This window comes from Psychrobacter sp. WY6 (genome assembly GCF_018448495.1).
GTDB lineage: Bacteria > Pseudomonadota > Gammaproteobacteria > Pseudomonadales > Moraxellaceae > Psychrobacter.
The window spans coordinates 810,387-822,862 of sequence record NZ_CP049902.1; the positions used below are offsets into that span (position 1 = coordinate 810,387).

Below are 12,476 nucleotides of genomic sequence, written 5' to 3' on the forward strand. Positions count from 1 at the left end.
AGTAATAGTAGAGCAGTGAAAAATGCGATTGTGGTGGAATGGTAGACACGCCATCTTGAGGGGGTGGTGGCGCAAGCTGTGGGGGTTCAAGTCCCCCCAATCGCACCAAGTTTTTAAAGTTGTAACGTATTAAGTACGGCGTTAGTAATATAGGTAAGAAATTTAGTCTAATTTATTTAAAATAAAGATTGACACTTATATAAAACCCCCATATAATACGCACCATAGATTGATGCGGGGTGGAGCAGTCTGGTAGCTCGTCGGGCTCATAACCCGAAGGTCGTTGGTTCAAATCCAGCCCCCGCTACCACTTTTTATACTGATGTTTTGTACACTAAATTTGTCAGTAACGATTAGCCCACCATTATGTTTGTGGGTTTTTTTGTATCTGACGGTCAGTGGTATCGCGGTATCTATCCTACTTATGCTAAGCTCTAGTTCTATAGAGTGCGATATTATTCGTTATTGGTTGTCACCTGCCGCTATCGGCGCGCTGCTTCTTAAGCACACTATCCTTTATTCCTCACTCCTTTATCGATAGTACTGCTTTGTGAATAATAAAAGCATTGTCTGGCTGAGCTTGATGTTTTTTGTGCTCATCCCTATATAAGCGCATATCATATAAATAATATGTTTGTGATTTAAGATAGTATAATGACTGTGTCTCTTACTAATAAATAAACTCCATGAGTGAGCGACAATTACGCGGTTTACTAAGTACGATAGATACGTGAATAGGAAAAGATAAATAGATTATGAAGCTTTCAACCAAAGTTACAGAACTGACCAATATTATTGCTCCTGCCGTCGCGGCTTGCGATGTGGCATTATGGGGTATCGAGTTTGCACCGCAAGGCAATCGCTCTTTATTACGCATTTATATTGAGGCATTGCCAGAAGAGCAGGCCCAAAATAAACAAGTAACCATTGAAAACTGTGCAGCAGTGAACCATCAAGTGAGCGGTATTCTTGAGGTTCATGATCCGATTGCTGGTGAGTTTATCTTAGAAGTTTCTTCACCAGGTTTCGACCGCATTCTTTTCCGATGAGCAGATGCATGCCTATGTTGGTCAAACCGTCAGCTTGCGTTTAATACAAGCGACTGGTGAAGGTGATCAAAAACGTCGCAAAGCGACAGGTACTTTAGATAGTATCGATGCAAATGTCTTAAATCTGACATCAAGCGATGGTCAGCAGTTTGAGATTGCGCTGAGTAATATTGATAAAGCCAATTTGATTTATGAAGATGCCTAAGCTTTTGTACAGCTTGGTTTGATTTGAAAACTTGAAGTAACAAATCATCCATCAGCATTTTAATATCCAAACAGCTTATATAGCTTACGGTGAAAATATAATAGCAATACATAAATTATAAAATTTAAGTCAATTAAAAATGATAGGACAGGTATAGCATGAGTCGTGAAATCTTAACGGTAGTAGAAACTGTCAGTAATGAAAAGGGCTTAAATCCTGAAGATATCTTTGAAGCGATAGAAGACGCTTTGGTGGTATCGACTAAGAAAAAAGTATACACCGAACAGCCAGAAGTGGCAGTACGGGTTGCTATCGACCGTACAACGGGTGATTATGATACTTATCGTTACTGGACAGTGGTTGCAGATGAAGACCATGAAATGCCTGCTTGTCAGCTAGCCATCAGCGATCTTGATCCAGAAGAATGGTCAATCGGTGATGTTAAAGAAGAACAGATTGAATCGATTGAGTTTGGTCGTATTGCTGCGACGCAAGCCAAACAAGTCATCATCCAAAAGATTCGTGAAGCTGAGCGTAATTTAGTAGCAGATGCTTTTGAGCCGCGTGTTGGCGAGATGATGTATGGCGAAGTCAAGAAGCAGACTCGTGATGGCTATATCATTGATCTAGGTGACAATGCCGAAGGCTATTTGTCACGTGATCAGATGCTGCCGCGTGAGCAATTACGTGCAAAATCACGTATCAATGCTATTTTGTATCATGTCAACCGTGAAAACCGTGGCGCTCAGTTGTTACTGTCTCGTACTCATCCTGAAATGCTTTCAGCATTGATGCAAAAAGAAGTACCAGAGATTGCCGAACAAATTATTGAAATCCGCAACGTCGCGCGCTTGCCGGGTACTCGTGCTAAAATAGCTGTGAAAACCAACGATCATCGTATCGATCCAGTTGGCGCTTGTATTGGTATGCGTGGTACACGTATCCAAGCCGTACAGCAGGAGCTTGATGGCGAACGCATTGATGTGGTGGTGTGGTCAGATGATCCAGCACAGTTCATTATTAGTGCTTTAGAGCCAGCTGACGTCAGTAGCATCATCTTGGATGAAGATACGCAGACAGCTGATATTATCTTTAGCACCAATGATCAGTTGGCACGTGCGATCGGTTCACAAGGTCAAAACGTACGTTTGGCGTCTGAGCTAACGGGCTATAAGCTTAATATGATGCTAGAAGAAGAATATCAGCAGCGTCAACAGAACGAATCGAAAGCCTTTATCGAATTATTCTATGAACGTTTAGAAGTGGATAAAGACTTAGCACAAGCACTGGTCGATATTGGTTTTACCAGTATTGAAGAAGTGGCTTACGTACCAGTTGAAACCTTTTATGATATCGAAGGTCTAGACGATGAAGCGATTGAGATGATTCAAGAGCGTGCAAAAGAAGTCGTCATCGCTGATGAGCTGGTCAAACAACAGAACATGAAAGAGCCAAGTCAAGAGCTACAAGAGCTTGAAGGTATGACAGTCAATTGGGCTTATAAAATGGCACAAAAAGACATTATTACCGTTGATGATTTGGCAGAACAAGCAGTCTTCGATCTCGAAGATATCGAAGGTTTAGACTCTGAAACCGCAGGAAAACTCATCATGAAAGCTCGGGAATCTTGGTTCAATGAATAAGCGGTAACTGCATATCGCTGTCTTTTAGTGATATGCTATCGATAATAAAGTGCTGGTATGAACGCAGTACCAATACCAGCCTTACCCCAATCATTTGTAGCCAACTGAATTGAACATATAGCAAATAATAGACAGTAGGTGATAATAAATGGCAGATAGACCGTCAAAGAACTGGCAGATATGGTAGGCAAACCGCAAGTGCTGTACAACAGCAATTGGTAAATGCTGGACTGCCTGCTCGTGCAGGGGTGACCTAGTCACTGAGCTTGAGCAAGAGAAGTTGGTGACGTATTTAAAGCAAAGTCATGGTCAGCAAGAAAAGCGTCGTATTAGTCTTAAATCTAAGACAACTAGCACTGCGCGCGTGACCGGTCTTCAGGTAAATCTAAGAGCGTCAATGTGGAAGTGCGTAAAAAGAAAGTATTTGAAAAGCCTGATCCAGAAAAAATGGCTGAAGAGTTGGCGCGCGTGAGCAAGCGATGATTGAGTCGCAAGAACGTGCTGCTAAAGATGCTGCTGAGCGTGCTGCTACCAAAGAAATCTGAAGAACGTCAAGCTGCAACCTTGGCGGCAATGCGTGCAAGCTTAGGCTCTAGCAAAAAGTCAGATGATAAAAACGACGATATCTCAACCTCAGTGGTTGTGAAAAAGGTGGCAAAACCACTGTCGAAGTCACCTAAAGACCAAGAAGAAAAAAGTTGCAGCGACGAAACCGAAAGTTGAAACGGCGGTTGAGCGTAAAGCGCGCGAATTGCGTGAGAAAGAGAAGCTCGTTTACGTGAAATCGAAACAGAAAACACGCCGCGCTCAAGCTGAAGAAGCACAAAAACGTACGCTTGAACAAATGCGTAAAATGGCTGGAAAATATACAGATCAGCCTGCTTCTGAAGTCGTAAAGACGAGCCACTAGCTGAAGGTTTGGTTGGTGATGCCTTAGAAGATCGTTTGAAAAAGAACGTCGTGAAATCAAGCGTGGCACCAGTAGTACTAGTGCTCGTGGTCGTGGTCGCCGTAAGAATCAAGATGAGCGTGAGATCAAAACCGTAAAAAACGGTTTGCGTTCAACGCAAGCATCACAGCATAAGTTCGAAAAACCTGTTGAAAAAATTGTTTACGATGTTGAGATTAGTGAACAAATTACCGTTGCAGATCTTGCTCAACGTATGGCAGTTAAAGCGCGCGAAGTCACCAAATTGCTTATGAAAATGGGTGAGATGGCTCGTGAGTCAGATACGATTGATCAAGCGACAGCAAGTTTGCTCGTTGAAGAGATGGGTCACAATCAGTACTGGTTAGTGATACGTTGAAGACGATCTACAAGACGCCGTGATGAGCGTAGCAGTAACGTTCAAACTCGTCCGCCAGTCGTCACAATCATGGGTCACGTCGATCACGGTAAGACATCGTTACTTGATAAAATTCGTGAAACAAAGTGGCAACTGGTGAAGCAGGTGGTATTACTCAGCATATCGGTGCTTATCACGTTAAGACCGATCGTGGTGTGATTACTTGATACTCCGGGTCACGCGGCCTTTAGTGCTATGCGTTCACGCGGTGCACAGGCGACTGATATTGTTGTGTTAGTTGTTGCCGCTGATGATGGTATGATGCCGCAAACAGCAGAAGCTATTGATCATGCTCGTGCTGCTGGTACGCCAATTATCGTTGCAATCAATAAAATGGATAAGCCAAGCGCTGATCCAGATCGGTCCTTAATGAATTGACTGCTAAAGAAGTCGTTCAGAAGAGTGGGGCGGCGATACCCCAATGGCTCGCATCTCAGCCAAAACCGGTGATGGTATTGATGAGCTGTTAGAACTTATTAGCCTACAAGCTGAACTAATGGAGCTAGAAGCACCGTTAGATGGCGCTGCTCAAGGTGTGGTCATTGAATCAAGACTTGAAAAAGGGCGCGGTCCGGTTGTTAGTGTCTTAGTTAAAAAAGGCACATTAAAGCAAGGCGACTTGGTCTTGGCAGGCGAGCATTACGGTAAAGTTCGTGCGATGACTGATGAACATGGTAAGCGTATTCAATCAGCGGGTCCTTCTATCCCTGTAGAAATTTTAGGCCTACCTGAAACGCCAGCAGCTGGCAGCGAGTTCTTAGTCTTAACCGACGAGAAAAAGCTCGTGAAGTGGCAGAGTTTAGAAGCAACCGTGAGCGTGAGCGTCAACTTGAACGTCAGAATGCCATGCGTTTAGAAAGCATGTTTGATCAGATGGAACAAGGTGATGTGTCATTCTTGAATATCGTATTGAAAACCGATGTTCGTGGTTCGCTTGAAGCACTGCTTTCAGCATTGAATGAGCTATCAACTGATGAAGTTAAAGTCAGAGTAATCAGCTCAGGCGTCGGTCCTATCTCTGAATCTGATGTGACACTTGCAGAATCTAGCGAAGCGGTATTGTTAGGTTTCAACGTTCGTGCTGATGCGACCGCACGTCGCAAAGCGGATGCCGCCAACATGGATATCCGTTATTACAGCGTTATCTATGGTTTGATTGATGATGTCAAAGCAGCTATGAGTGGTATGCGCCAGAACATCGTGAGAAAATCCTTGGTGTTGCAGACGTTCGTGAAGTATTCCGTTCTAGTAAGTTCGGTGCTGCTGCTGGTTGTATGGTGGTTGAAGGTACAATTTATCGCAACAAACCTATCCGCGTATTGCGTGATGACCAAGTTATCTTTACCGGTCAATTGCAATCATTGCGTCGCTATAAAGAAGACGTTAATGAAGTACGTACTGGTATGGAATGTGGTATGGCTGTTCGTGGCTATGATGTCGAAGCTGGCGATAAGATCGAAGTCTTTGAAATCCAAGAGTTTGCACGTACTATCTAACGTTACAGTTCGATAGCAGGATATCTAATCATGCAATATGCTTAATCAGCTGAGCAGATTAGTATCTTCTTAATATCTAGCTGTACTTAGGCCTATCAGGTACATCCTGCTAGGCCTTTTTTACCAACTATTAGTCCTAAAATTTGTTAATAAGCCAATATATCAATCAGTGAAAATAAGCCATATTAAAGTAAGGTAACAATATGAACCAACGTCTACAACGCTTAGCCGACCAAATTCAACGTGAGCTTGCTGTTCTCATTCGTGATGCAGTCAATGACCCTCGTTTGACTGGTTTTGTCACTATTTCCAGTGTCAAGGTTAGTCCTGACTTAGGATATGCTGATGTCTATGTCACCATCATGGAGCCTGAGCTTAACGATTCCATGAATAAGACCAATCATGAAGAGAGTATCAAAGTACTTAATAAAGCGGCGGGTTTTTTGCGTACCGAATTAAGCCATAGTCTCAAAACACGTACCACACCACGCTTGCGTTTTCATTATGACGAAGTGACTGCTCGTGGTAATTACATGATGGATTTAATCAGTAAAGCAGTTATTAAGACTGAAGAAAATGAGTCTGACGAGCAAGAAAACGAAGAGTAGAAGGGTAAAAGTCGTTATGTCTATCGCATCTACGCAAGCGGATAAAAAGTCTAGTAATCACTCTAACAAGATTAAAGTCTCAGTGTTATTTAGTCGACAAGCCTCAAGGTATGACCTCTCAGCAAGTCGTATCGAAGGTGAAGTATCTTTTTAAATCGCCAAATCATGATAGTAAAAAAGCGGGGCACACAGGGACACTTGATCCAATGGCAACTGGTCTATTGCCGATTGTATGGGTGAAGCGACAAAATTTAGTCATTATCAGCTAGATGCAGATAAATCTTATCAAGCAACTATTCTACTTGGCGGTCAAACTGATACTGGTGATGCCGATGGTCAAATCGTTGCACAAGCACCCATTCCAAAATTTGATGATGTACTTTTAGACAAAGTCGCCCAGCAGTTTTTAGGTGCTCAGCAGCAGATACCACCGATGTATTCTGCACTAAAAAAAGATGGCAAAAAACTCTATGAGTATGCTCGTGCGGGAATTGAGGTAGAACGAGCGCCTAGAGATATTGTAATCAAGGCCATTGATTTAAAAGCGCTTGATCATGAGAGAATTCAATTGACAGTGACCTGTACTAAAGGTACTTATGTGCGTGTACTCGGTGAAGACATCGCCAAAGCGATGGGTACATTAGGGCATTTGACTGCATTACGCCGTACGCAGGTTGGTGATTTCAAAATCAATGATGCGATTACTTTGTCAGACTTGGAAGCATTAGCGTTTGATAACAGGCAAGAGCAATTGATGCCGGTAGATGCTTGCATTAATATTGAAGCTGAGATGGTGTTGACGTTTGAGCAGTGTGAGCGTATACACATGGGTCAACGCTTGAATGTATTTGAGCAACTGACAGACAGTCTGCGCGACTATATTTCAACTAGTATCAGTCATCAGTCGTCTGTGTCAGAAACGACGATATCCAACTAGATAGTGATATTGTTAGTAGTGACGATGACCAACAACCCTTGATCCATGAGATTCCAGTTGATATTCGTTTGATAAATCAGCAAGGTCAGTTTCTTGGATTGGGTGCCGTAAGTCTCAACGGTAGATTGCAGCCTAAAAAGCTAATCCAGCGTTAATGTTACGGTTCTTATATAACCCTCGTTTAAACACGATTTAGCTTACTAATAGTTTACACTAATCACATATCCTCACATTTTATTGCAGGTTTCACCTATGGTGGAACCTGTTTTTTTTGTACTTTAGATCTACCGGATAGGAAGTCTGGATAGAAAAATAAATCGAACTAAGACTCTAAGAATAAGAACATAAAAAAATAATAAGATAAAAGTCATATATCAAAAATAAAAACTAGGTTCGAAAGAGAATATTTAATAGGAACAAGATGGGTCAGAGGAAGACTATATAGCCAATAATAATAACGACTCATAAAAATAAAGTATGAATAATAAAACAACTAAAAGAAAATCACTCATAACGAAAAAAGGAATATCATGAAAACCATCGCTTTTTACTACACAATAACTTCGAGCAAGCAGAATACGAAGAGGTTAATAATCAACTCAAAGATAAAGGTTACAAGACACTTCTTATAACCACAAATAAAGAAAAAGAAGTGCAAGCCATGCAGCAAGATGTAGACAAAGGCGACACCTTTATTGCTGATATTTTTGCAAAAGACGCAAGCATTTCTGATTATGATGCGTTGGTGCTACCAGGTGGTACTGTCAATGCGGATACGATTCGTGGCAATGAAGAGGCTCATAGTATTATCAATGCTATCAATGATGCAGGCAAGCCATTAGCTGTCATTTGCCATGCTCCTTGGGCACTTATCAATACAGGTATTGCCAAAGGTAAAACGCTCACTGCTTATCATACGCTGCAGATAGATTTAGAAAACGCTGGTGCAAAATTTGTAGATCAAACAGTACAGGTAGACGGTAATTTGATTACCTCACGTAATCCAGATGATATCAGCAATTTCGTTTATGCTATTGATAAGGCATTATCTTAATTTTTCTACCCACTTACTGAGTAATTAATTACTTATATTTCTTAAACATTCACAACTGTAACTGAGGAAAATATTATGTCAAACTCTAACCCAAGCGATACCAAGCTTGAGCAACAACGTTCTGAGTCAGCAACTGCAGCGCTTAAAAGCCAAACTGAGAACAATCATACTGATAGATAGTGAAGCCGCAGCAGATCGTATTGCAGACAATGTAAAAAACGCTAAAGAAGACAAGTAGAGTATGTGACGTGTCATCCATAACAAGGTGACACTGATATATTTGCTGATTATCTCTACATCTCAATATCACTGATGACATTTGCATCTCAATGTAAAAAGTATAAAACAGCTACTTCAAAAAATAATAATTCAGGAGCTAATATGAGTAATTCATTGAATAACATGGATGAGCAAGAAAAAGAGATTGAAAGGCTTGCAGAGACATGAATCCTAGCGAGCATGCTACTCCTGATAGTTTAGCAGAAGTTACCACAGCTGCACCGCTTGAAGATGATGAACTAGGCGGTAACGCGACGGAAGATGACGTCAAGAAATAAGCAAATTCTATTGCCTATTGACGGATGATTTAACTATAAAAAATAAATCTGACTTTACAAGTATTATGAAAAACTGCTGCTAGTTCAGCAGTTTTTTGTTATAATCACCGTCACATTTACATTAGGTTGAGATCAGACATCGTGCTTCATAGACTGTCCAAAACGGATAGTTATATTAAGTGCTCTCTCATCGCAACTTATCCTAAATGGTCGTTATGACTCATTAGCTTGTCGTACACTAGGTCAACTCTAGTAATGCAGGGTTGTCCTGAATGACGTGCAGGCTATTTTATTTACTATTCTACTGCTTTAGATCTTACTCAAATTCGAGAATGTCTTAAAGTTTTTAGCATTGCCGGAGATATTTATGCTAACTAATACCGATCGCGAACAAATCATTGCTCAATACCAACGTGGCGAAAATGACACTGGTTCTCCAGAAGTTCAAGTAGCTCTATTGAGTGCTCGTATCAACGATTTGCAGAACCATTTTAAAGCACATAAAGCTGACCATCATAGCCGTCGCGGTCTTATCCGTATGGTTAACACGCGTCGTAAATTGCTTGATTACCTAAAAGGTAAAGATCTTGGTCGTTACACCACGCTTATCAGCCAGTTAGGTCTACGTCGTTAATCTAACGACAATAGTACGAGTGGATGCTAAAATAAAAGAAGCCATCATATGGTGCTATTTTAGAATTTTTGCTGATTCGCTTGGAACTTGCTTGTTGCTATCGATAAAATAGATTTTTCTAAAAACGGTGTGGAATAGTTTCACGCCGTTTTTTTATGCTTATTCATTTTCAAGATTGATTTTGGATAGCATTGGTATAAAGACCAATTCAAAGTAGGTAATAGAAGTTTTCGTAAAAACAGTAACACTAGAGCCTAGAGCTAAGTGTTTTCTATCGATAATTGCTCTGTTCCGCAATTCATTGGTCAATGGCTATAAATCACTGTAAAATAATGCCTTGTGAGTTTGATAGTATATCTACTACATATATGGTGACTATTTATAAAATACCCGTTTCTTAGCTTATAGAATAGCTAGCTGCGCTAATATCCAACTCTCAAAAGCGCAGAAAAATAGCCTGTAGGGTTTTTAGCACCGAAGTCTTTTGACTTAAGGTCTTTTTGATAGTATTTATAGTAAAGCCAAAATTGAATGACCAAATATACACAATAGTACGATGTCTAGCACCGATAGGCATATGGAATAACTAGGTAATGTTATTGGCACTGGTTGAGATGATTTCTGAGAGAAAGACTGTCAATTATTAGTCATATACACTAGTAGTCACATACACAGAGTTTTAATGAAAAATATCAGCTTTTTATAATGCTGATATTACTTTCGTCAGTCAACATTAGGAAGATTATATGACAATGTTTAACACCATTAAGCGTGAATTTCAGTATGGCAACCAACAGGTTGTGATCGAGACAGGTCGTATTGCTCGTCAAGCAAACTCTATCTTAGTACATATGGGCGGCGTTACGGTACTTGTCGCAGCAGTGGTAAAGTCAGAGGCTAAAGAAGGTCAAAACTTCTTTCCGCTAACGGTTAATTATCAAGAAAAAATGTATGCAGCGGGCAAAATTCCAGGTGCCTATGGCAAACGTGAAGGTCGTGCAAGCGAGTTCGAAACCCTAACCTCGCGCTTAATCGATCGTCCGATTCGTCCGCTATTCCCTGAAGGTTACGTTAACGAAATCCAAATTACGGCAACGGTTGTTTCATCAGATAAGACTCAGTCTGCAGATATCGCAGCCTTAATCGGTGCTTCAGCAGCATTGGCCATCTCTGATGCGCCATTCAATGGTCCAGTCGCAGCTGCTCGTGTTGGCTTTATCAACGGCGAGTACATCCTGAACCCAACGATTGAGCAGCTTAAAGAGAGTGACCTTGACCTAGTGGTTGCCGGTACTAAATCTGCTGTATTGATGGTTGAGTCAGAAGCAGCTGAGTTGTCAGAAGATCAAATGCTAGGCGCGGTACTATATGGTCATCAGCAACAGCAAATCGTTATTGATAACATTGCTTCAATGGCAGAAGAAATCGGTACTGCTAAGCAGCAGTATACTGCCCCTGAGCGTGATCAAGCGCTTACTAGCAGCATGAAAGAGCAGTTTGGCGAGCAAGTTGCTGACGCTTATACGATTACTGATAAGCAAGCGCGCTACACTAAGCTTGATGAAATCAAGCAATCAATTATCGATGCGCTCGCTGGTGATGCTGAGTCAGAAACTTACGCTGATACAGTATCTGAGCTAAAAGAAATTTATAACGATCTTAAATATCGTACGGTTCGTGACAATATCTTGTCAGGTAAGCCGCGTATTGATGGTCGTGATCTTGAGACTGTTCGTGCCCTTGACGTACAAGTTGGTGTATTGCCATACACGCATGGTTCAGCATTGTTCACACGCGGTGAAACGCAAGCATTGGTTACGACCACGCTTGGTAACAGCCGTGATGTCAACATGATTGACTCACTAGGTGGCACGATTCGTGACCATTTCATGCTGCACTACAACTTCCCACATTTCTCAGTAGGTGAAACGGGCCGCGAAGGTATTCCAAAACGTCGTGAAATCGGTCATGGTCGTCTAGCTCGCCGCGGTGTACAAGCGATGCTACCGGATAGCGAACGCTTCCCGTATGTCATCCGTGTAGTATCAGAGATTACTGAGTCAAACGGTTCATCTTCTATGGCGTCTGTTTGCGGCGCAAGTTTGGCATTGATGGATGCTGGTGTTCCACTAAAAGCACCAGTTGCTGGTATCGCCATGGGTCTGGTTAAAGAAGGTGAGCGTTTCGCTGTCTTGTCAGACATCTTAGGTGATGAAGATCATCTTGGCGATATGGATTTTAAAGTTGCTGGTTCTAAAGACGGTATTACTGCGCTGCAGATGGATATCAAAATCGAAGGTATTACGCCTGACATCATGGAGCAAGCGCTTAAGCAAGCCCATGCCGGTCGTATCCATATTTTGGACGCGATGAATAAAGTATTGCCTGAGAGCCGTACTGAAATCAACGCTCATGCACCAAACTATGCGGTAATTGAGATCAATCCGGATAAAATCCGTGACGTAATCGGTAAAGGCGGCGCGATGATTCGTCAGCTAACCGAAGAGACTGGCGCAGTTATCGATATCGATGATGGCGGCACGATTCGTATCTTTGGTGAAAACAAAGCGGCAACTAAAGCAGCTATCGGTAGAATCGAAGCGTTGACTGCAGAAGTTGAAGTGGGCAAAACTTATGAAGGTACGGTTGCTCGTATCGTTGATTTTGGCGCGTTTATTAACGTCTTGCCAAACACTGATGGCTTGGTACACATCTCACAAATCGCTGAAGAGCGCGTTGAGAATGTTTCTGACTACCTAAAAGAAGGTCAGATCGTTAAAGTCTTCGTCCAAGACGTTGATAACCGTGGTCGTATTAAATTGACTATGAAAGGTATCGAACAAAGCTAATCGATATCTAATATAGTCAACATCTAAAAACCGCTTTAAGTCTCTCATCATGAGTGCATAAGGCGGTTTTTTTATGGGTGTAAAATCTTATTTGCAGT

Annotated in this window: 5 protein-coding genes, 2 tRNA genes and 4 pseudogenes; all 11 read left to right on the forward strand. The window is 41.7% G+C overall.

All coding sequences use genetic code 11. The features are described 5' to 3' along the window. The first annotated feature begins 24 nt into the window (after positions 1 to 24). Positions 25 to 108: transfer RNA gene (locus G7Y90_RS04090), tRNA-Leu, on the forward strand. 125 nt (positions 109 to 233) lie between these two features. Then, a tRNA-Met gene (locus G7Y90_RS04095) sits at positions 234 to 310 on the forward strand. 445 nt (positions 311 to 755) lie between these two features. Beyond that, positions 756 to 1,254 (forward strand): annotated as a pseudogene (gene rimP / locus G7Y90_RS04100) (ribosome maturation factor RimP). Between the two features lie 158 nt (positions 1,255 to 1,412). Next, the gene (nusA, locus tag G7Y90_RS04105; protein ID WP_055123697.1) at positions 1,413 to 2,897 is read left to right on the forward strand and encodes a transcription termination factor NusA; all 1,485 of its coding nucleotides are present in this window, start codon (positions 1,413 to 1,415) and stop codon (positions 2,895 to 2,897) included. A gap of 180 nt (positions 2,898 to 3,077) precedes the next feature. Then, positions 3,078 to 5,739 (forward strand): annotated as a pseudogene (gene infB / locus G7Y90_RS04110) (translation initiation factor IF-2). A 203-nt stretch (positions 5,740 to 5,942) separates the two neighbouring features. After that, positions 5,943 to 6,347 carry a ribosome-binding factor A gene (locus G7Y90_RS04115; RefSeq protein ID WP_045443024.1) on the forward strand — a complete coding sequence of 135 codons (405 nt, stop codon included), beginning with the start codon at positions 5,943 to 5,945 and terminating at the stop codon, positions 6,345 to 6,347. Between the two features lie 16 nt (positions 6,348 to 6,363). After that, positions 6,364 to 6,501 (forward strand): hypothetical protein, encoded by a 138-nt coding sequence (locus G7Y90_RS18845; RefSeq protein WP_502937452.1) that lies wholly within the window; start codon positions 6,364 to 6,366, stop codon positions 6,499 to 6,501. After that, positions 6,458 to 7,439 (forward strand): annotated as a pseudogene (gene truB, locus G7Y90_RS04120) (tRNA pseudouridine(55) synthase TruB). Before G7Y90_RS18845 ends, truB begins: the two are co-directional and overlap by 44 nt. 449 nt (positions 7,440 to 7,888) lie before the next feature. Next, positions 7,889 to 8,338 (forward strand): annotated as a pseudogene (locus tag G7Y90_RS04125) (type 1 glutamine amidotransferase domain-containing protein); the annotation flags it as partial. Between the two features lie 924 nt (positions 8,339 to 9,262). Further along, entirely contained in the window at positions 9,263 to 9,529 is a 267-nt protein-coding gene (gene rpsO / locus G7Y90_RS04130) for a 30S ribosomal protein S15 (RefSeq protein WP_045443035.1), read from the forward strand. A 746-nt stretch (positions 9,530 to 10,275) separates the two neighbouring features. Next, positions 10,276 to 12,378, forward strand: coding sequence for a polyribonucleotide nucleotidyltransferase (pnp, locus tag G7Y90_RS04135; RefSeq protein WP_060490177.1), 2,103 nt, complete (start codon positions 10,276 to 10,278; stop codon positions 12,376 to 12,378). Positions 12,379 to 12,476: the final 98 nt, after the last annotated feature.

Excerpts from the sequence above, each read along its gene's own strand:
- nusA (WP_055123697.1), top strand. The coding sequence starts at position 1,413 with ATGAGTCGTGAAATCTTAACGGTAGTAGAAACTGTCAGTAATGAAAAG.
- pnp (WP_060490177.1), top strand. The coding sequence starts at position 10,276 with ATGACAATGTTTAACACCATTAAGCGTGAATTTCAGTATGGCAACCAA.
- rpsO (WP_045443035.1), top strand. The coding sequence starts at position 9,263 with ATGCTAACTAATACCGATCGCGAACAAATCATTGCTCAATACCAACGT.
- G7Y90_RS18845 (WP_502937452.1), top strand. The coding sequence starts at position 6,364 with ATGTCTATCGCATCTACGCAAGCGGATAAAAAGTCTAGTAATCACTCT.
- G7Y90_RS04115 (WP_045443024.1), top strand. The coding sequence starts at position 5,943 with ATGAACCAACGTCTACAACGCTTAGCCGACCAAATTCAACGTGAGCTT.